Genomic DNA, 20198 nt, shown 5'->3' on the forward strand with positions numbered 1-20198 from the left:
TTCCGGTGTTCACATCACGTGGGTTACAAAGGCGCTGCCGCAGGACGCGGCGTGTACGGCCTTCGATTCTTTAAATCGGTTTTTATATCTTTTCAATCGGTGCGAATTGTGCAAGAAGCCGCTTAATGCCGGTTGGACTCGGAAACGCAATGTCCAGCTCTGTGCTGTCGCCGTTTCCTTTTACCGCCACAACGGTTCCTGTTCCCCATTTTTTATGCGCCGCTTTATCGCCAACCCTCCACTCCAGCCCTGCCGCCGCACTCGTTTGCGGGCGTGTTACAGCCGGACGTGTTTTTTGGCCAAACGGCATCGCTTTTCGCGGCTGTCGTTTCGGATTCTCTGATTCAAGCAGATCCTCTGGAATTTCGCTGATAAAGCGCGACACAGGATTCATGTTTGTTTTTCCGTATAGTGTCCGCATCTCTGCATTGGTCATATACAGCTCTTCTTCCGCACGGGTAATCCCGACATACGCAAGACGGCGTTCTTCTTCCATTTCTTCATCATCCATAAGCGAGCGGCTGTGAGGAAAGACGCCTTCTTCCAGTCCAATCAGGAATACAACGGGGAATTCAAGCCCTTTAGCGGAATGAAGCGTCATAAGAACGACGGATTCTGCCGGCCCTTCTTCTTTGCCGAGCTGGTCGATATCCGCAACAAGCGCCAGATCTGTTAAAAAAGCAATAAGCGTTTTGTCTTCGTTTGATTCTTCAAAAGACTTTGTGACAGATAAAAACTCTTCGATATTTTCGATCCGTGTCTGCGCTTCAATTGTTTTTTCCGCTGCAAGCATGTCCACGTACCCGGTCCGGTCAATCACTTCTTCTACAAGCTCGGAGACAGATAAGTATTCCTGCTGCTGCGTATAAGCATGAATCAGATCACGAAAATCAGCTGCTGCATTCGCCGCTTTACCGCTTAAACCAATAAAATCGACTTCTGCAAGAGCCCTAAACATGGAAATGTCGTTCTCCTGCGCGTAGCGGGCAATTTTATCAAGTGACGTGGAACCAAGGCCCCTCTTCGGCACATTAATGACACGCGACAAGCTGATATCATCATCCGGATTTGCAATCAAGCGCAAATACGCGAGCAGGTCTTTAATTTCCTTCCGATCATAGAATTTAATACCGCCGACGATCGTATAGTCAATGTTTGACTTCATCAGTGTTTCCTCAATCAAACGCGACTGGGCATTTGTGCGGTACAAAACAGCAAAATCAGACGGCTTTCTTCCCGTGGCGGAAAGCTCTTTTATTTTACCGGCCACAAATTCAGCTTCTGTCCGTTCGCTGTCAGCCCGGAAATAAGCGATTTTTTTCCCATCCACATTTTCAGTCCAAAGCTTTTTCGGCTTTCGGTTGGAATTGTTTTCAATCACTTCATTCGCTGCCTGTAGAATCCGTCCTGTTGACCGGTAGTTTTGTTCAAGAATAATCGCTTTTGCATGCGGATAATCTTTTTCGAAAGATAAAATATTCGCAATATCCGCACCGCGCCAGCGATAAATGCTCTGATCACTGTCGCCGACTACGCACAAATTTTGAAAACGGCTCGCCAGCTGCTTCACAAGGGTGTACTGCGATTTATTCGTATCCTGATACTCATCCACGTGAATATACTGAAATTTGCGCTGATAAAACTCCAATACTTCCGGCACCCGCTCAAACAGGCGGATCGTCAGCATAATCAAATCGTCAAAATCAAGCGCATTGTTTTTCTTTAAGCGCTTTTCATATTCCGTGTACACATCAGACGTGACTTTATCCATATAGCCGCCCTGCTGGCGCGCAAACGCCGCCGCATCCACTAAAATGTTTTTAGACGAGCTGATCGCGCCAAGCAGCGCCCGCGGATCAAACTTTTTTGGATCAATGTTTAAATCTTTTAAAATGCTTTTAATGACCGAAAGCTGATCTGCTGTATCTAAAATTGTAAAATTCCGGCTGTAGCCAATCCGGTCAATATCCCGGCGTAAAATACGCACACACATGGAGTGGAATGTCGACATCCAGATTTCTTCAGCTGCACCGCCGAGCAGTGCACCAATTCGGTCTTTCATTTCGCGCGCCGCTTTATTGGTAAACGTAAGCGCCAAAATGTTATAGGGATTGATTTCTTTTTCAACAATTAAATAGGCAATCCGGTGTGTCAGCACCCGGGTTTTGCCTGAGCCCGCTCCAGCCATAATCAGGAGCGGCCCTTCTGTTGTTTTAACGGCTTCCTGCTGCTGCGGATTCAAGCCATTTAATAATCGATCTGTTAAAAATTGCATCCTGCCACCACCATTTAGAACGTTTGTTCTTTATTATACACTATTTTTGAACCGCCGTGACGGTTTTTAATGCTTCTTCCGGCTTTTCATAAACCGCATTTCCGACAACGACTACATCCGCATACTGCCCGATTTCTTTTGCCTGCCGGGCTGTTTGAATACCGCCTCCGTAGAAAAACACGGTTTCGGTTTCTTTTAACACTTCGGCTGCTTGCTGCACGGCTTCAACATCACCATACGTGCCGCTGTATTCCAAATAAAAAACAGGCAGCTTCCATAAGTGGCCGGCCAGACGTGCATATGCAATGATATCCTCCGTATCCGGCTTCTCGGAAACACCAGTCAGTTTCGCTGCCTTGCAATCAGGGTTCGCAATACAATAGCCCTCTACAATTAATTCACCCGGGTCCATTAAATCGCCGTATTCTTTCATCGCTTCCACGTGCAGTCCGGTAATCCATTCGGCCTGGCTCGTATTTAAAACGGTTGGAATCAAATACAAATCAAAGCCCGGCGTTACGATTTCAAGTGACGATACTTCCAGTACGCACGGAAGCGGAAAGCGGCGCACCCGTACCATTAAGTCCAGTACATTATCCAGCGTAACGCCATCTGAACCGCCTACTACAATAGCATCCGTTCCAGATTCGCATACACGTTCGAGCAATTCATCATCTATCGGTTTATTCGGATCTAATTTAAACACATGCCGCCATTCGCGAACATCATACATGTGCACTGCCTCCATTCATTCAACTACAACTTCGTATTATATCATGAAACAGCGCCCGCTTCATTCGTTCAACGAAACGGTTTCGTTTTGCTTCCTTAATTTATACTCTTTAAAAAAAGCCTTCTCTGTATACAGAAAAAAGCAGCTCTTAAAAGAGCTGCTTTTTTGTTTTATTCTTTATCATATACGCGCTTCAATACGAATTCATAGCCGTCATTTCCATAGTTTAAGCATCGTTTCACACGGGAAATAGTAGCGGTTGATGCACCGGTTTCCGTTTCAATTTTATGATAGGTTTTGCCTTCTTGAAGCATCCTTGCTACTTCAAGACGCTGGGCCAGTGACTGGATTTCATTTACTGTGCACAGATCATCGAAAAATCGATAGCATTCTTCCAGATCCTTCAGCGAGAGGACAGCTTGAAACAGCTGGTCCAGCTCCCTCCCCCGCAACTTATCTATCTGCATAATCAACTTCCATTCCCTTCACCATCTATTTCTACCTTTACTGCTTTATTTAATCCTCTTGAGGCCGGTACTATATGAATCCACGTTTTTCCTGTTACAAAAGCAGGACCGCTTTCTGTATTAGGCACGATACGTCCATCCTGATTGCGCCATTTCACCAGGTTCATGACACCTTCTTGAAAAAGAAACGCATCTCCACCAGAGGTTAAATCAATATCCAGACGCCCTTTTGCATCGACAACACGATGGTCCGCTTCGATGACGAAAACATTATCTGCTTTGATCTCTGCCCCATCTATCGTCCGGCGGTATTGATCGCCATCATACTCATATCTTGATTCGAATAAATCATTTGATGACGGCCGAATAGAAAACGCTTCTGCCGGGTCACCGGTCAGCGACGCTGCTTCCTTCTTCGATAAAAAAGCCAGCCGCGACGGCGCGTCATTTAAGCTGTAGCCTTTTTCTTCCGCAACATGGAACGCTTCCTTCATATCTACGTATGAATTATGCGGTGCTTTCCGGGACGGGTCCCGCTTAAACACATCGCCATCATGCTGGATACCATTAACCTGATCTACTTCACCGGACAGCAGCATCTCCTGTGCTTCTGGACTATAGCCGTGGGCTAAAAACAGTGCATCGTACCCTTTAGAAAGCTCGACAAGATAATCGCGTGCGCTCCGTACAGGCCCCGCTTTATCTGGATATTCGCTTTGATAGATGGCTAAAAAACGAGTGATGCCGCCTTCTGTCAAAATTTCATATACAATATCCGCTTTCTCAAGAGCCGTCTGTGGACGGGCTGACGGATGATTGCTAATCACGACCGCTACAGCCCGGTGTGCATTATCTGATGATTGAATGCCTGTTAAAGGATTGAGCTCACTTTTTTCATTCTTGCTGGCAGGCTCGGCACTTGAACATCCGCTGATTAAAACGGCTGCTGCAGCCATTGCCATCCATTTTTTTCTCATATCGACACTCCGAAAATAGTTTTACTTTACTATTTTAACGCATTATCGTTGGAAAGAGTATCGTTTTCTTCATAACGTCATATATCCCCTGCGAGGTAAGGCGAATATAAGGCAGGTGAGTGGACGTTAAAAACAGCAGTGAATAGATGGGATCTTCATATGGATAGCCGCGCGCTGACAGCAGTTCCCGCAGCTTGGCTTCTTGTTCCATTACCGTTTCAAACGGCTGATCCGACATGATGCCGGACAGTGTAAGCGGGATTTCATGAATGATTTTTCCGTTCTCTGCAAGCACAATGCCTCCGCCCAGTTCTTTCACCCGGTCAAATGCCCGCTTCATTTCCTCTTTGGATGAACCAATCAAAACAATATCCTCCGTGCTGGAAAACGAGGAGGCAAATCCCTGCACGTTTGTAGCAAACCCTTTGATAGTTGTGTTTACCCGCCACTTTCCTTCATAATCGAGGAGAACGAGGTAATTTTGGTCATGCTCCATATAAAAATGCTCTCCAGCCACATCTTTCACGACACTGCATGGCTTGGTGATGACATTGTTGACCATTTCTATACCAAACGGCATCGAAAATTGCAAATCATCCTCCCGTAGTTCCCAATCGAGCCGCATTTTCGTATGCCCGAACCGCTGCCAGGCAACAGGCGGGAATGGACTCGCTTCCTGGCCGCTTTTTTTCACCCACATGCCTCTTGACAGCACTGCTTCCGGTGTTGGGTCAAATTCACTTGTTAAAATGTTTACACTTGCCAGGCGTCCAGGTGCAATCATGCCATGTATATGTTCCATGCGATAATAACGAGCAGCGTTATATGACGCCATATGATATGCATCGATAGGCGGCACCCCATTTTCGATGGCGATGCGGATTAATTTATCGGTCAGCCCGTCCCTACAAAAAACAGGCGATGGACCGTCTGTTGTCAGCATCATCATGTCGTACTGATCGAGGTCAAGCTCTTTCATCTCTGTCAGCAGGTTTTCAAGATCCGGACGGATGGATGAATGACGGAGTGTGACCATCATGCCATTCATCAGGCGCTTTCTTACGTCTTCTCCGGTCATCGATTCATGATCGCCGTCCGCTCCAAACAAGGTCATCTTCGTCAATGTTTTTTCCGAGGCACCAGGGAAATGCCCTTCGATCCGCTTATTAGCTGCTTTTGTTTCCTGCATCCAATACAGCATCATATCGTCTCCATCTAAAAGCTTGGGCCAGCCGGTCAATTCACCGCCTTGAATGACACATTCATTTTTCAGCCAGGCACTTACCGTGCCGTTTGCAAAAACGTCATCTTCATTTTCAATTTCGGTTTGGGCATCATACCGGCACCACCAGTACATCGAAACCGGCTGCTTATTCAGCTCTTCAATTAAAGAAAACGCTTTCTTTTTTGTAAGGGCCAGCATCATCATCAAGTTGTCATTGATAAGAGTGGTCGTTCCGCGCTTTGCCGCATATTCAGAAAAGGTTTTTGGATTGTAAATTAAAAAGGGGTGAACGTGCGGTTCAATATAGCCGGGCACGATCGTTTTTCCGGTGCAGTCAACGATCTCATCCGCATGGTCCGGAAGGTCGTCTCCGATGTAGACAATACGGTTTTCATAGATCCAGATGTTTCCCTGCAGCCAGCGCTTCATAGCTGAATGAAGATAACGCGCATTCTTCAAAACAAGCGTCGGCGCTTTTTTACGGTCTACTACGGCAACCTGTTCACGTATTTTTTTGTTTCTCCATCTATGTGTTAAATCAGACATACCAATCGTTCCTTTCAAAATGAGATCGCTTTCAAATGTGCGATTGAACTCCATCGTAACATAGATCACACAGTAAAGCATTAAAGAATCATCGATTTTGTGAAAAAAGTTCGAACTTTTGGCAAGAAACTTGCATTAGTCTGATTTTCGGGACAAATCAGGTAAATTGCCTTCTTTTTTTGTCCCGATTTAACGCAAAAAAGCAGGGGAAACTCCCCCTGCTTTCTTTTTATAAACGGGCTTTCGCAATAGCGCGGCTGCCGATATCCTTACGGAAAAAGAAATGTTCCGTATCGATATGCTGCATTTTTTCATACGCGTTTTGCTGAGCTTCAACCGGGTTTGCTCCACTTCCTGCAACAAGAAGCACACGGCCGCCATTCGCGCGGATAACATCTCCATCTGCATACGTGCCAGCGTGGATAACAGATCCGGCATCAATAGCCTGGAGCCCTTTGAGCTCATTGCCTTTCTCGTATGCTTCCGGGTAGCCTTTTGCTGCCAGAACAATACCGAGAACGGATTCTTCTTTCCAAGCGAGTTCAGGGTCTCTGCCATCAAGCACATCAAGCATCACCTGAACAAGATCATTTTCAAGACGCGGCAGTACAACCTGCGTTTCCGGATCACCAAAACGAGCATTAAATTCAATCGTTTTCGGTCCTTCTTCTGTAAGCATTAAACCTGCAAAAATAATGCCCGTAAACGAACGGCCTTCCGCAACCATGCCTTTTGCGATCGGACGGATAATTTCTTCTACAGACTGATCATTAATAGCCTGTGAGATGTGCGGAACTGGCGAATAAGCACCCATTCCGCCTGTGTTTGGGCCTTCATCGTTATCAAATGCGCGCTTATGATCCTGTGCAGCTTCCATCGGATACACATTTTCGCCATGAACAAAAGCCATAAGAGAATATTCTTCTCCCTGCAAAAATTGCTCTACGACAACGCGCGCAGAAGCATCACCGAATTTTTTATCGAGCATCATGTCATCTAATGACGCAAGTGCTTCATCCATCGTCATTGCAACGGTTACGCCTTTTCCTGCTGCCAAGCCATCTGCTTTCAGCACGATTGGCGCACCTTCTTTTTCAATATATGCTTTCGCTGCATCATAGTCTTCAAATGACTGATAGCGTGCCGTTGGAATGTTGTACTTTTCCATCATCATTTTTGAAAAAGATTTGCTGCCTTCTAAAATAGCCGCGTTTTGTTTCGGACCAAATACTTTCAGCCCCTCGCCTTCTAAATAATCCGTAATACCAGCAGAAAGCGGATTTTCAGGGCCGACAATCACAAGGGCCACGCCTTGCTCCTTCGCAAAAGCAGCAAGGTCAGCAAAGTTCATTTCGTCGATATTCACAATGCTTGCATCCTGTGCGATCCCGGCATTTCCTGGCGCGCAGAAAACGGTTTCGACAAGCGGGCTCTCCGCCACTTTTTTACAAATGGCGTGCTCGCGTCCGCCACGTCCTACAACGAGTACGTTCATGAGAAAAGCCCCCTCTTAATGTTTGAAATGGCGAATACCTGTCATTACCATTGTAATGCCGTATTCATCCGCTTTTTTAATGGAATCTTCATCCCGGATTGATCCACCCGGCTGAATAATAGCTGTAATACCCGCTTTGGCAGCCGCTTCAACAGTGTCATCCATTGGGAAGAATGCATCTGAGGCAAGAGCGGCTCCTTTTGCTTTTTCACCAGCCTGCTCAAGCGCAATTTTCGCTGCACCAACACGGTTCATTTGTCCCGCACCAACACCAAGTGTCATTTTGTCGTCGGACACAACAATTGCGTTTGACTTAACATGCTTCACAACTTTCCAGCCCAGTTTCATGGCTTTCCATTCTTCTTCTGTTGGCTGGCGTTTCGTCGCAACTTTTACGTCTGCATCCGCAAGAGACAGTTCATCCAAATCTTGCGAAAGCAAGCCGCCTTCAACAGATGTGAGTACTTTTTCGCCTTTTTTGCCGTTTGCGAAATCAAGTGTTAGGAGGCGGATGTTTTTCTTTTGAGACAGTATGTCAATCGCTTCTGCATCAAAAGACGGCGCCACAATGATCTCAAGGAAAATCTCATGCAGCTTTTGGGCAAGCTCTTTTGATACAGGGCGGTTCAATGCCACAATACCGCCGAAAATAGAAGTTGGATCTGCTTCATATGCACGGGCATATGCTTCTTCAATCGTTTCTCCTGCTCCAACACCGCAAGGATTCATGTGCTTCACGGCTACCGCAGCCGGCTCGTCGAATTCTTTTACGATTTGAAGGGCAGCGTCTGTATCACGGATATTATTATATGAAAGCTCTTTTCCATGCAGCTGATCAGCTTGTGCCACAGAGAAAGAAGAGCCAAGCGGCTGTGAATAAAACGCTGCTTTTTGATGCGGGTTCTCGCCGTAGCGGAGCGATTGCTTTAATTCATACGTAACAGTCAGCTTTTCAGGGTTTTCTTCCCCGGCAAGATCCGTCATAAAGCCGGCAATCATCGCATCATACGCAGCTGTATGGCGGAACACTTTTGCAGCAAGCTTCCGGCGCGTTTCAAGCGTTGTTTTACCTTCGCCTTTCAGTTCAGACAGCACTTGATCGTAATCACTTGAATCCACAATTACAGTCACATATTCGTGGTTTTTCGCAGACGCACGAAGCATGGCCGGGCCGCCGATGTCGATGTTTTCAATCGCATCTTCTGTTGTGACATCCGGCTTTGCGATCGTTTGCTGGAATGGGTACAAGTTCACGCAGACGATATCGATTGGCTGAATATTGTGCTCTTCAAGCTGCTTTTGATGATCCGGCTCGCCGTGTTTCGCAAGCAGGCCGCCGTGAATGAACGGGTTCAGCGTTTTAACGCGGCCTTCTAGAATTTCCGGAAACCCGGTTACATCTGTTACGCCTTTTACCGGTACACCTGCTTCTGCAAGCATTTTTTTCGTGCCGCCTGTTGAAACAATTTCATAGCCAAGCGCCGCAATTTCTCTCGCAAATTCAGTTACGCCGCTTTTATCTGATACGCTGATTAATGCGCGTTTCGTCATTGTGTTTGTTCCTCCCTATGTTGGTTCAAAAGTTTGGTGATTACATTCGGATAAAGGCTGTGTTCAATCCGTTGAATGGCAGTCTGTACATCGCTGCGCGTCATGCCGGAATCAATTCGTACACATTCCTGATCAATGATCGGGCCGGTGTCCATCCCTTCATCAACAAAGTGAACGGTAACGCCGGATATTTTCACCCCTGCGTCAAACGCCTGGCCGATCGCATCTTTTCCGGGAAAAGCCGGCAGAAGAGACGGGTGAATGTTTACGATCCGGTTCCGGTATGCATTCAGTAAAACAGGGCCGATCAAACGCATATAGCCGGCTAGAAAAATAAATTCAACTCCTGCCTCCTGCAAGCGGTCCACAATTTCACTCTCAAACGCTGCTTTTGATTCGTATTGTTTCGGCTGAAATGAAAACGCCGGGATGTCGAGTGCTTTTGCACGTTCAAGTACATATGCATCCGGTTTATCGCAGACGAGCAAGGCGATTTCAGCAGGAACCTTTCCTGCTGCCACCGCCTCGGCAATTGCCTGCACGTTGCTTCCGCTGCCGGATGCAAACAAGGCAATTTTCGTCATTGAACGGTAACTCCTTCGCCGCTCACAACACGTCCGATTGTATAAGCTGTTTCACCAGCTGCTTCGAGTGCTGCTTTTACGTTTGCTTCTTCTTCTTTCGATACAATCAATACAAATCCAATACCCATATTGAAAATATTGTACATTTCCTGGCGGTCAAGCTCTCCATACGTCTCCAGTACATTAAAAATGTCCGGTACCGGCCATGAACCAGCTTCAATTGAAGCGCCAAGGCCTTTTGGCAGAGCACGCGGAATGTTTTCCACAAATCCGCCGCCTGTAATGTGCGCCATCCCGTTTACAGCCGCTTGCTTTAGTGCGGATAGAACCGGCTTCACATAAATACGTGTTGGTTCAAGAAGCGCTTCTCCAAGCGGAACTGAAAGACCTTCTACCTGCGCGTTTACATCAAGGTTATGTGTTTCAAAGAAAATTTTGCGAACGAGTGAATAACCGTTGCTGTGAATCCCGCTCGATGCGAGACCGATCAGCACGTCGCCTTCTTTTACGTTTTCACCTGTTACAACGCTGCTCTTTTCAACAGCGCCAACCGTAAATCCGGCCATATCGTATTCTTCCTCATCATAAAGTCCCGGCATTTCTGCTGTTTCTCCGCCAATAAGGGCACAGCCCGCCTGCTCACAGCCGTCCGCTACTCCTTTAACGATTTGTTCGATTTTTTCCGGCACTGCTTTGCCGCATGCAATATAATCAAGGAAAAACAAGGGCTCTGCTCCCTGTACGACAACATCGTTGACACACATGGCTACACAGTCGATGCCAATCGTATCATGCTTATCCATCATAAACGCAAGCTTTAGTTTTGTGCCGACGCCATCTGTTCCGGAAACAAGAACCGGCTCCTTTAACTGCAGTGATGACAGATCAAACATGCCCCCGAAACTGCCGAGCGCTCCCATTACACCGGCGCGCTTCGTCCGCTCTACATGTTTTTTCATCCGTTCTACCGCTTCGTACCCTGCCTCGATGTTTACACCGGCTGCTTCATACGATTTTGCCATTTTTGTTCCTCCTGTTAGCACATGACTTCTTTATCATGCGGATGCTGTGTATCTGGGAAAATCTCCGTCGGGTATTCCCCTGTAAAGCAGGCCATGCACTGGCCGCATTCGCCAAGCTCGCTTTTGCGATGGCCGATTGCTTCAATCGTGCCCTCTACGCTTAAATACGTAAGAGAATCTGCTCCGATCAGTTCACGTAATTCTTCATTTGTATAGTGTGCAGCGATCAATTCGCCTTTTTCAGATGTATCAATTCCATAAAAGCATGGATGCTTAATGGCTGGCGAGCTGATTACGACGTGTACTTCTTTTGCGCCGGCTTCTTTGAGCATTGTAACGATCCGTCTGCTCGTTGTGCCGCGGACAATCGAGTCATCTACCATAACCACTTTTTTGCCTTCTACAACCCCGCGTACAGGAGAAAGCTTCATTTTAACCCCCTGCTCACGAAGAGACTGGGACGGCTGAATAAATGTCCGGCCAACGTAACGATTTTTAATTAAACCAAGCTCATATGGAATACCTGTTGCTTCTGCAAAACCGATAGCAGCAGAAATACTCGAATCTGGTACTCCCGTGACAACATCGGCTTCCAGTACCGCTGGATCTACTTCTTGTGCCAGCATCTTACCGAGGCGTTTACGGGCACTATGAACATTCACGCCATGAATATTACTGTCCGGACGGGAGAAATAAACATATTCCATTGTGCACATTGCGTCACTGATCGCTGCGGCAAACTGTTCAGAATGAAGACCGTCTTCATTAATGGTAATTAATTCACCCGGCTCCACATCACGTAAAAACTCAGCACCAATAATATCAAAGGCGCACGTTTCAGAGGCAACCACATAAGCATCGCCAAGTTTGCCGATTGAAAGCGGGCGCAGCCCTTGTGGATCAAGTGCTACATGCATTTCGTTTTCCGTCATGACAAGAAACGCATAAGCTCCTTTTACCATGGAAAGAGCTGTCTTCAAACGGTCTTTGATCGTGCCATATGTGCTGCGGCGGATTAAGTGTGCCAGTACTTCAGTGTCAGACGTTGTCTGGAAAATGCTTCCCTGAGCTTCCAGTTCACGCTTCAGCGATGTAGCATTGACAAGGTTTCCGTTATGCGCAAGCGCCAGGCTGCCTGTTTGAAAGTGGAACAGGAGCGGCTGTACATTTTGGTAGCCGCCGCCTCCTGCTGTTTGGTAACGAACATGCCCAATGGCTGCTGTTCCTGTTAAACCGTTGATAATATCCTGGTTGAAAATTTCTGTAACAAGCCCTTCACCTTTATGGCCGCGAAGGCGTTCTCCGTCGCTCATCACGACGCCGGCGCCTTCTTGTCCGCGGTGCTGTAAGCTTTGCAGGCCGTAATATGTGATTTGTGATGCATTTTCGTGTCCAAAAACCCCGAAGACGCCACACTCTTCATTTAAGCCTCTGAGTTCAGCAAGCATGGAATAGCTCCTTTCCAGGCATCCTCCAGTTCACTAACCGGTGCCTGTACCACTTCTTCTCCGTTAATTGAAATTGATGCCAATGGCTGAGCTGTTACTTCACCAATTTGTTTTGCATCCTGTACGGCTGCTTCAAACGCTTCTTTGTTTTCTGGCTTCACTGTAATGACAAAGCGTGACTGTGTTTCTGCAAATAGGGCAGCCGTTGCTTCACCTTGAAGAGAAACGCGGGCACCAAGACCTGTGCCGAATAATTTTTCAACAAGTGCTACGGCAAATCCACCTTCTGAAATATCATGAGCTGATTGAACAAGGCCCGACTGAATAGCCACAAGAAGTGCATCCTGGCGTGCTTTTTCCACTGTCAAATCAATCGCTGGTGATTTACCGAAAATTTCGCCGCCGTTCGTCATTTTTTGCAGCTCGCTGCCGCCAAATTCGTTCGCAGCGTCTCCAATTACGTATACAAGGTCACCAGCCTGCTTCGCTGCTTGTGTCGTAATATGATTCACGTCTTCAATCAATCCGACCATGCCGATAATTGGTGTCGGGTAAATAGCTGTACCGTTTGTTTCATTATAAAGAGATACGTTTCCGCCGATAACCGGTGATTGAAGCGCAAGACACGCTTCACTAATTCCGTCTGCTGACTGCTCAAGCTGCCAGAATACGCCTGGATTCTCAGGGCTTCCGTAGTTTAAGCCGTCTGTAATCGCAAGTGGACGGGCACCAGAAGCTACGATATTACGAGCCGCTTCTGCCACGGCAATTTTACCGCCTGTTTTTGGATCAAGGTAAATGTAACGTGCGTTACAGTCTGTTGTCATCGCAAGTGCTTTGTTTGTGCCGCGCAGACGGATTACCGCTGCGTCTGATCCTGGTGCTACCACTGTATTTGTACGAACTTGGTAATCGTATTGGTCATACACCCACTCTTTGCTTGCAATCGTCGGCTGCTGAAGCAATTTCACAAGTGTTTCTTTGTAATCTGTAACGTCCGGTGTTACGTCTTCCATTGCCTGGAATGTACGGAAGTATTCTGGCTCTGCAGATGGCTTGTGGTACACTGGTGCATCTTCTGCCAGCGCATCAACCGGTACTTCTGCTGCTACTTCGCCTTTATGAATCAAACGAAGCATTTTGTCGTCTGTTACAACACCAACTGATGCCGCTTCAAGACCGTATTTCGCAAAAAGATCTTCGATTTCTTTTTCATGTCCTTTTTTCACAACGATCAGCATGCGCTCCTGTGATTCAGACAGCATCATTTCATATGGTGTCATGCCTGTTTCGCGCTGCGGAATCAAATCAAGGTTCATTTGGATACCTGATCCGGATTTTGACGCCATTTCTGCTGACGAGCTTGTTAAGCCGGCAGCACCCATATCTTGAATGCCGACAAGAACGTCTTGATGGTTGTAAATAAGCTCAAGGCATGCTTCTAAAAGCAATTTTTCCATGAACGGGTCGCCAACCTGTACCGCTGGGCGTTTTTCATCTGAGCTTTCGCTTAGTTCTTCTGAAGCGAATGTTGCACCGTGAATACCATCGCGGCCTGTTTTCGCTCCTACATACATTACGGTGTTGCCAACGCCTTTTGCCTGACCTTTTTGAATATCTTTATGATCAATGAGTCCCACACACATTGCGTTCACAAGCGGATTGCCGTCATAAGACGGATCAAAGCCGATTTCACCGCCGACTGTTGGGATCCCGATGCAGTTTCCGTAACCGGCAATACCGGCAACAACTTCTTCAAACAAATACTTTACACGTGCTGTTTCAAGTTCACCGAAACGAAGTGAGTTTAAAACCGCAACCGGACGGGCACCCATTGAGAATACATCACGGATGATACCGCCGACACCTGTTGCTGCGCCCTGGTATGGCTCAATAGCAGATGGGTGGTTATGACTTTCAATTTTAAACGCAACGGCCTGACCGTCACCGATATCAACGATACCAGCGCCTTCACCCGGTCCCTGCAAAACGTGCTCGCCTTTTGTCGGGAAACGGCTTAAAACAGGTTTGGAATTTTTATAGCTGCAATGCTCTGACCACATAACCGAGAAAAGACCTGTTTCTGCGTAGTTTGGCAGACGGCCAAGAATTTTTTCTACTTTCGCAAATTCTTCATCCGTTAAGCCCATTGTGCTGTATAGTTTTTCGTCTTTAATTTGCTGTGGATTTGGTTCAAGCATTAACGACATGAGAATTCCTCCAGTGCTTTACAATTGATTGGAAAAGTTTAAGGCCATCCGCGCTGCCAAGAAGTTCATCAACAGCCCGCTCCGGATGCGGCATCATGCCAAGTACGTTGCCTTTTTCGTTTGTGATACCTGCAATATCAGAAAGGCTTCCGTTTACATCGCTCGCATATGTGAAGGCAATTTGATTGTTTTCCTTCAGTTTTGCCAGTGTTGCTTCGTCACAGTAGTAGTTTCCTTCACCGTGTGCAACTGGAATGCTGATTTTTTCGCCTTTTTCGTATAAAGAAGTAAACATCGTTTCATTATTTTCAACAGACAGCTCTACCGTCCGGCAAATAAACTTTAAATTTTTGTTGCGAAGCATAGCTCCTGGAAGAAGGCCTGATTCAAGCAAAATTTGAAACCCGTTGCAGACGCCAAGAACCGGCTTGCCCGCTTCCGCAGCACGTTTAACTGCGGCCATTACGTTTGACATGTGAGCGATCGCGCCTGAACGCAGGTAGTCTCCGTATGAAAAGCCTCCTGGAAGCAAAATACCGTCATATTCATCAAGGTTGTCCGCATCATGCCAGACAAGATCAACCTGCTCGCCTAATTCGTCTTTTACTGCATGGTACATGTCTACATCACAGTTGGATCCTGGAAATACGATGACTGCAAATTTCACTGTTTCGCACTCTCCTCGATTTCATATCGGTAATCTTCAATAACCGGGTTTGACAAAAGTTTTTCACATACTTCTTTTACTGTGCCCTCTACGTCACGAACAGAATCATCGAATTGAAGCTCCATGTATTTGCCGATGCGCACTTCTTCTACTCCTTGGTAGCCAAGGTTTGACAGAGATTGCTGTACTGCTTTTCCTTGCGGGTCTAATACACTTTCACGAAGTGTTACATAAACTTTCACTTTATACATTATAGAGTTCCTCCAAGTCGATTGTAGATTTCGGTATATGCTTCTGTCAGTCCGCCAAGATCCCGGCGGAACAAGTCTTTATCGAGTTTGCGATTTGTGCCTTTTTCCCATAAGCGGCATGTATCCGGCGAAATTTCATCGGCCAGCAGAATGCTTCCATCCTTTTGACGGCCAAATTCGATTTTAAAGTCAATGAGGTCAACACCCATTTCGCTAAACAATGGAATGAGTACATCGTTTACACGAAGAGCTTCTTTTTTCAAAATTTGCACTTCTTCAGGTACTGCCACGTCAAGCAGACGGATATGATCTTCTGTTAAGAGCGGATCACCGAGGTCATCGTTTTTGTAATAAAACTCAACGATTGGCTCTTTAAACCGCACACCTTCTTCAAAGCCGAGGCGCTTGGCAATGCTGCCAGCAGCAACATTGCGCACCACAACTTCAAGCGGAATAATGTCAACATGCTTCACAAGCTGCTCGTTTTCAGACAGCTGCTCAACAAAGTGAGACTGAATACCCTGCTCGGCGAGCTTCTCAAACAATAGCCCTGTGATTAAATTATTTAAGCGGCCTTTACCGTCGATTTCTGCTTTTTTCTCACCATTAAAAGCAGTCGCTGAGTTTTTATATTCGATCCAGACGATCTCTTCCTGGTCTGTTGCATAAATGCGTTTTGCTTTTCCTTCGTAGAGCTGCTTGCCTTTTTGCATGATGTGATCCTCCCAGGTTCCGGTTTAATTAAAGACCAATGCGGTCAAAAATCGTGTCGACATGTTTGATGTGGTAGTTATAGTCAAAGCAGTCAGCAATTTCTTCCGGTGTTAATTTCGATGTGATCGTTTCATCCGCTTCTACAAGTGAACGGAACTGAACTTGCTTGTCCCATGCTTCCATCGCCCGCGGCTGTACAGTGTCATAAGCTGCTTCACGCGCCATGCCTTTGTCGATCAGAGCAAGAAGAATACGCTGTGAGTAAATAAGACCAAGCGTACGGTCCATATTGCGCTTCATGTTTTCCGGGAATACCGTCAAGTTCTTCACAATGTTGCCGAAACGGTTCAGCATGTAATTCAAGGCAATCGTTGCATCCGGCAGAATCACGCGCTCTGCAGATGAGTGGGAGATATCGCGCTCATGCCAAAGCGATACATTCTCGTAGGCTGTAACCATGTGGCCGCGAATCACACGCGCAAGGCCAACCATGTTTTCAGATCCGATTGGATTACGTTTATGCGGCATCGCTGATGAGCCTTTTTGTCCTTTTGCAAATGCTTCTTCTACTTCGCGTGTTTCCGACTTTTGCAGGCCGCGAATTTCCGTTGCGAATTTTTCGATAGATGCAGCAACGAGTGCAAGAGTAGCCATATAATGTGCATGGCGGTCACGCTGAAGAGTCTGTGTTGAAACCGGTGCTGGTTTCGTACCCAGCTTTTCGCAAACATATTGCTCAACGAACGGATCGATGTTTGCGTATGTGCCGACTGCACCAGAGATTTTTCCGTACTGAACGCCGTCAGCTGCGTCGTTAAAGCGCTCAAGGTTACGTTTCATTTCTTCATACCAAAGGGCCATCTTCAAGCCAAAAGTTGTCGGTTCTGCATGAACACCGTGTGTACGGCCCATCATTACCGTATGTTTATGTTCAATCGCTTTGTCGCGAAGGATGTCGATAAAGTTCTCAATGTCTTTACGCAAAATGTCGTTCGCCTGCTTTAATAGATAAGAAAGGGCTGTGTCGACTACATCTGTTGACGTTAATCCGTAATGCACCCATTTGCGTTCTTCTCCAAGTGTTTCGGATACAGCGCGGGTAAATGCCACTACGTCATGGCGTGTTTCTAGTTCAATTTCGCTAATGCGGTCGATGTCAAAGCTTGCATTTTCACGAAGTTTTTGAACATCTTCTTTCGGGATTTCACCAAGCTCAGACCATGCCTCGCAAGCTAAGATTTCTACTTCAAGCCATGCTTTGAATTTGTTTTCTTCTGTCCAGATGCTGCCCATTTCAGGTCGTGTATAGCGTTCGATCATTAGTTGTCATCCTCCGATTAATCGTCGTTTATTTTGTCCAAATCCGGCTTTCCTGGATTTCGGTTAAGGTTTCATCAATATTGTCCGTCAAAATGGTTACATGCCCCATTTTCCGTTTTTCTTTTGCTTCGTCTTTTCCGTATAAGTGAATGGACCATTCAGGCTTGTCTACAATGGCGCTCACAATACCCTCTACATGTTCACCGAGCACATTAACCATGACAGCTGGCTTTAAAAGCGCTGTGCTTTTAAGCGGCCAGTTGCAAACAGCGCGGATGTGCTGGCCAAACTGGGAGATTCCGCACGCTTCGATCGTATAATGCCCGGAGTTGTGCGGCCGCGGTGCCAATTCATTAATGTAAATGCCGCCTTCTTCTGTTACAAACATCTCAACAGCCAGGGTGCCGACAAGGGACAGCGCCGATGCAATGCTCTCTGCTGCCTCATGTGCAGCTCGCTCGGTTTCTTTCGAAATACGGGCCGGTACAATTGATTCGTGCAGAATGTTATCTACGTGAATGTTTTCTGCCACTGGGAAAAATGTCGTTTCCCCTTCTGGATTTCGTGTCACAATGACGGATATTTCTTTTTGGAATGGAATCCATTGTTCAAGTACACAGTCACCGTGCGTAAGCAGCTTGGCTGCTTCTGATGCCTGGTTCACTTCTCTTAACACAAACTGCCCTTTGCCGTCATATCCGCCAGTTGCCGTTTTCAGTACAGCCGGCAAGCCGAGCGCCTCGATTCCTTCCAGCAGATCAGACTCGGTCCGAATCACCCGATAAGGGGCGACCGGCACCCCTGCATTCGAGATCGCTTCTTTTTCGTAAACGCGGTTTTGCGTAATACGGATCAGCTCTGCTCCCTGCGGAATATGGGCCGTGTTCATCAGCTCTTTTAAGCCTTCATAATCGATATTTTCAAATTCGTAGGTGATCACGTCACTTACCTGTGCCAGGCGCTGAAGTGCGTCCTGGTCATTGTAAGGCGCTTGGATGACGATATCCGCTGTCTGCGTGCATGGGGCTCCTTCTGCCGGTTCAAGAACTGCGATACGAAAGCCCGCTTCTTTAGCGGCCAGTGCCATCATACGTCCTAATTGTCCGCCGCCGATGATGCCAATCGTTTTTCCCGGTTCAATGATTTTTCTAGCCAAGCTGATCACTGCTTTCGAGGACCGTTTTTTCTGTTTCCTTCCGGCGCTTGTCCAACCGCGCCGCTACACCTGTGTCTGCGATCGACAAAATTTGCGCCGCCAGCAAACCGGCATTGGTTGCACCGGCTTTGCCAATCGCTGTTGTAGCAACAGGCACGCCGCCCGGCATTTGAACGATAGAAAGAAGAGAATCAAGTCCATTTAACGCTTTTGACTGAACAGGGACGCCGATAACCGGCAAAGTCGTTTTTGCTGCCGTCATGCCTGGCAGATGAGCAGCCCCTCCTGCTCCCGCAATGATTACTTTAATTCCTCGCTCCCGTGCCGCTTCGGCATATTCAAACATCAAATCAGGGGTGCGGTGTGCGGACACTACTTTCTTTTCATAGGGAATGTCAAGTTCATCGAGTACGTCACATGCATGCTTCATTGTTTCCCAATCTGATGTGCTTCCCATAATAACGCCAACTTCAATCGTCATCTTGATCCTCCATTGTGAGATTTTTTTACATAAAAAAACGGGCAGACCGCTTCTCCGGTAAAAAGGAGAAAGCGATTCGCCCGTAGTCGATCGAGAGTACGAATGCTTTCCCCATAGTCGGCTCGTTTACGGCGGCCGGTAGAAACTCGCGGGCCATATTCCCGCTATTATATGAGGTGCTTTATTTGTCCTCTACATATTAACAACCGATCGAAGGGGTTGTCAACAAAAAATCGAACGATATTTATCACTTATATTTTAATGTTCGTATTTAAGTCATTATTTTTCCTTCAAAGACGATTTCACGACCAATCGGCACATGAATTGTTTCCCCGTTTTCCTTCCGTTCTTCAAAAAGGGGCTTTTCCATCCGCCGCACCGGCATATAGCCTTCACGCTTCATTCGTTCGAGGCACTCATCAATCGTTTCGTTTTCCTGCACGTAAAAATTCTTTTTTTTGCTCATTGCATCAATTTTCCCCTTCTCACTTGTTTTACCCAGAAGCCGCCATGGATAGTTTTCGGTTCAAAAGCAATAATAAATGCTTTTGGGTCAAGGTCTTTAATTTTCTCATACAGCTTCAGCTCATATTTACGCGGCGTCAAAATCTGCATTGCCATCCGTTCGCCTTCAAGCCCGTTCGCTGCCCAGCTGGTCACTCCGTAGCCTTCCTGGCGCAATTGCTTCGGCAGGTCTTTATCATATTCCTTTGTGATCACATTCACCGTAATATATCCAAGCGCCAGCTTTTCCTCGATCTTCATGCCAACGATCACTCCGACACCGTAGCCAACCGCATAAGCAATCAAGTTTTGAATTTCGTTTAAGTTATCGAGCACCAGCCCAAGACCTACAACATAAATAACAACCTCAATCGTACTGACAAAAGCGGCTGTGTAGCGATAGCCCTTTAGAGTCAAAATCATGCGGATCGTAAAAAATGAAACGTATACAATATTGATCAGCAAAATAATGACAACCATTAGTAACGCATTATCCATCATCGTGATTCACTCCTCTTTCCCGGCAGTTTACCATATTGCCGCTCATTAAAAAAGCCTCAGCCAAATGATTG

The 20198-nt window shown here is 46.7% G+C and carries 19 protein-coding genes and 1 riboswitch; all 19 genes read right to left on the minus strand.

Annotation, left to right across the window (positions count from 1 at the left end):
- Positions 1-82 precede the first annotated feature (82 nt).
- The 19 genes from pcrA to RRU94_RS22965 all read right to left on the minus strand — a co-directional run bounded on the left by pcrA (position 83) and on the right by RRU94_RS22965 (position 20127).
- Complete coding sequence (pcrA, locus tag RRU94_RS22875) at positions 83-2275, minus strand: DNA helicase PcrA (RefSeq protein ID WP_251272650.1); 2193 nt, start codon at positions 2273-2275, stop codon at positions 83-85.
- Between the two features lie 40 nt (positions 2276-2315).
- Entirely contained in the window at positions 2316-3008 is a 693-nt protein-coding gene (locus RRU94_RS22880; protein WP_315693152.1) for a heptaprenylglyceryl phosphate synthase, read from the minus strand.
- Between the two features lie 170 nt (positions 3009-3178).
- A complete protein-coding gene (locus tag RRU94_RS22885; RefSeq protein ID WP_242233935.1) occupies positions 3179-3475 on the minus strand; it encodes a YerC/YecD family TrpR-related protein in 297 nt (98 codons plus the stop codon).
- Between the two features lie 2 nt (positions 3476-3477).
- Positions 3478-4452: a DUF3048 domain-containing protein gene (locus RRU94_RS22890; protein ID WP_315693153.1), complete on the minus strand. Its 975-nt coding sequence runs from the start codon at positions 4450-4452 to the stop codon at positions 3478-3480.
- A 34-nt stretch (positions 4453-4486) separates the two neighbouring features.
- The gene (locus RRU94_RS22895) at positions 4487-6223 is read right to left on the minus strand and encodes an adenine deaminase C-terminal domain-containing protein (RefSeq protein WP_315693154.1); all 1737 of its coding nucleotides are present in this window, start codon (positions 6221-6223) and stop codon (positions 4487-4489) included.
- Between the two features lie 229 nt (positions 6224-6452).
- Positions 6453-7718, minus strand: a complete 1266-nt coding sequence (purD, locus tag RRU94_RS22900; RefSeq protein WP_315693155.1) for a phosphoribosylamine--glycine ligase — start codon at positions 7716-7718, stop codon at positions 6453-6455.
- Between the two features lie 15 nt (positions 7719-7733).
- A complete protein-coding gene (purH, locus tag RRU94_RS22905; RefSeq protein WP_315693156.1) occupies positions 7734-9269 on the minus strand; it encodes a bifunctional phosphoribosylaminoimidazolecarboxamide formyltransferase/IMP cyclohydrolase in 1536 nt (511 codons plus the stop codon).
- Positions 9266-9853 carry a phosphoribosylglycinamide formyltransferase gene (gene purN / locus RRU94_RS22910; RefSeq protein ID WP_315693157.1) on the minus strand — a complete coding sequence of 196 codons (588 nt, stop codon included), beginning with the start codon at positions 9851-9853 and terminating at the stop codon, positions 9266-9268. The genes purH and purN overlap by 4 nt, the downstream gene beginning before the upstream one ends.
- Positions 9850-10875, minus strand: a complete 1026-nt coding sequence (gene purM, locus RRU94_RS22915) for a phosphoribosylformylglycinamidine cyclo-ligase (RefSeq protein ID WP_315693159.1) — start codon at positions 10873-10875, stop codon at positions 9850-9852. The genes purN and purM overlap by 4 nt, the downstream gene beginning before the upstream one ends.
- 14 nt (positions 10876-10889) lie before the next feature.
- On the minus strand, positions 10890-12323 hold the full coding sequence (gene purF / locus RRU94_RS22920; RefSeq protein WP_251272658.1) for an amidophosphoribosyltransferase: 1434 nt from the start codon (positions 12321-12323) through the stop codon (positions 10890-10892).
- Positions 12299-14533 carry a phosphoribosylformylglycinamidine synthase subunit PurL gene (gene purL, locus RRU94_RS22925; RefSeq protein ID WP_315693160.1) on the minus strand — a complete coding sequence of 745 codons (2235 nt, stop codon included), beginning with the start codon at positions 14531-14533 and terminating at the stop codon, positions 12299-12301. Before purL ends, purF begins: the two co-directional genes overlap by 25 nt.
- Positions 14517-15200, minus strand: coding sequence for a phosphoribosylformylglycinamidine synthase subunit PurQ (gene purQ / locus RRU94_RS22930; RefSeq protein ID WP_309090170.1), 684 nt, complete (start codon positions 15198-15200; stop codon positions 14517-14519). Before purQ ends, purL begins: the two co-directional genes overlap by 17 nt.
- Complete coding sequence (gene purS / locus RRU94_RS22935; protein WP_050181945.1) at positions 15197-15451, minus strand: phosphoribosylformylglycinamidine synthase subunit PurS; 255 nt, start codon at positions 15449-15451, stop codon at positions 15197-15199. Before purS ends, purQ begins: the two co-directional genes overlap by 4 nt.
- Positions 15451-16164, minus strand: coding sequence for a phosphoribosylaminoimidazolesuccinocarboxamide synthase (gene purC / locus RRU94_RS22940; RefSeq protein WP_315693161.1), 714 nt, complete (start codon positions 16162-16164; stop codon positions 15451-15453). The genes purS and purC overlap by 1 nt, the downstream gene beginning before the upstream one ends.
- A 28-nt stretch (positions 16165-16192) precedes the next feature.
- The gene (gene purB / locus RRU94_RS22945) at positions 16193-17485 is read right to left on the minus strand and encodes an adenylosuccinate lyase (protein WP_315693162.1); all 1293 of its coding nucleotides are present in this window, start codon (positions 17483-17485) and stop codon (positions 16193-16195) included.
- 28 nt (positions 17486-17513) lie between these two features.
- Positions 17514-18641 carry a 5-(carboxyamino)imidazole ribonucleotide synthase gene (gene purK, locus RRU94_RS22950; RefSeq protein WP_315693163.1) on the minus strand — a complete coding sequence of 376 codons (1128 nt, stop codon included), beginning with the start codon at positions 18639-18641 and terminating at the stop codon, positions 17514-17516.
- On the minus strand, positions 18634-19122 hold the full coding sequence (gene purE, locus RRU94_RS22955; protein ID WP_315693164.1) for a 5-(carboxyamino)imidazole ribonucleotide mutase: 489 nt from the start codon (positions 19120-19122) through the stop codon (positions 18634-18636). Before purE ends, purK begins: the two co-directional genes overlap by 8 nt.
- A gap of 94 nt (positions 19123-19216) precedes the next feature.
- Positions 19217-19317: riboswitch (purine riboswitch) on the minus strand.
- Between the two features lie 76 nt (positions 19318-19393).
- Positions 19394-19588: an NETI motif-containing protein gene (locus tag RRU94_RS22960; protein WP_315693165.1), complete on the minus strand. Its 195-nt coding sequence runs from the start codon at positions 19586-19588 to the stop codon at positions 19394-19396.
- Positions 19585-20127, minus strand: coding sequence for a DUF2179 domain-containing protein (locus RRU94_RS22965; protein WP_315693166.1), 543 nt, complete (start codon positions 20125-20127; stop codon positions 19585-19587). The genes RRU94_RS22960 and RRU94_RS22965 overlap by 4 nt, the downstream gene beginning before the upstream one ends.
- Positions 20128-20198: the final 71 nt, after the last annotated feature.

This window comes from Domibacillus sp. DTU_2020_1001157_1_SI_ALB_TIR_016 (genome assembly GCF_032341995.1).
GTDB lineage: Bacteria > Bacillota > Bacilli > Bacillales > Domibacillaceae > Domibacillus > Domibacillus indicus_A.

Coding starts and splice junctions, on each gene's coding strand:
- pcrA (WP_251272650.1), bottom strand. CDS start 2,275: ATGCAATTTTTAACAGATCGATTATTAAATGGCTTGAATCCGCAGCAG.
- RRU94_RS22880 (WP_315693152.1), bottom strand. CDS start 3,008: ATGTATGATGTTCGCGAATGGCGGCATGTGTTTAAATTAGATCCGAAT.
- RRU94_RS22885 (WP_242233935.1), bottom strand. CDS start 3,475: ATGCAGATAGATAAGTTGCGGGGGAGGGAGCTGGACCAGCTGTTTCAA.
- RRU94_RS22890 (WP_315693153.1), bottom strand. CDS start 4,452: ATGAGAAAAAAATGGATGGCAATGGCTGCAGCAGCCGTTTTAATCAGC.
- RRU94_RS22895 (WP_315693154.1), bottom strand. CDS start 6,223: ATGTCTGATTTAACACATAGATGGAGAAACAAAAAAATACGTGAACAG.
- purD (WP_315693155.1), bottom strand. CDS start 7,718: ATGAACGTACTCGTTGTAGGACGTGGCGGACGCGAGCACGCCATTTGT.
- purH (WP_315693156.1), bottom strand. CDS start 9,269: ATGACGAAACGCGCATTAATCAGCGTATCAGATAAAAGCGGCGTAACT.
- purN (WP_315693157.1), bottom strand. CDS start 9,853: ATGACGAAAATTGCCTTGTTTGCATCCGGCAGCGGAAGCAACGTGCAG.
- purM (WP_315693159.1), bottom strand. CDS start 10,875: ATGGCAAAATCGTATGAAGCAGCCGGTGTAAACATCGAGGCAGGGTAC.
- purF (WP_251272658.1), bottom strand. CDS start 12,323: ATGCTTGCTGAACTCAGAGGCTTAAATGAAGAGTGTGGCGTCTTCGGG.
- purL (WP_315693160.1), bottom strand. CDS start 14,533: ATGTCGTTAATGCTTGAACCAAATCCACAGCAAATTAAAGACGAAAAA.
- purS (WP_050181945.1), bottom strand. CDS start 15,451: ATGTATAAAGTGAAAGTTTATGTAACACTTCGTGAAAGTGTATTAGAC.
- purC (WP_315693161.1), bottom strand. CDS start 16,164: ATGCAAAAAGGCAAGCAGCTCTACGAAGGAAAAGCAAAACGCATTTAT.
- purB (WP_315693162.1), bottom strand. CDS start 17,485: ATGATCGAACGCTATACACGACCTGAAATGGGCAGCATCTGGACAGAA.
- purE (WP_315693164.1), bottom strand. CDS start 19,122: ATGACGATTGAAGTTGGCGTTATTATGGGAAGCACATCAGATTGGGAA.
- RRU94_RS22960 (WP_315693165.1), bottom strand. CDS start 19,588: ATGAGCAAAAAAAAGAATTTTTACGTGCAGGAAAACGAAACGATTGAT.
- RRU94_RS22965 (WP_315693166.1), bottom strand. CDS start 20,127: ATGATGGATAATGCGTTACTAATGGTTGTCATTATTTTGCTGATCAAT.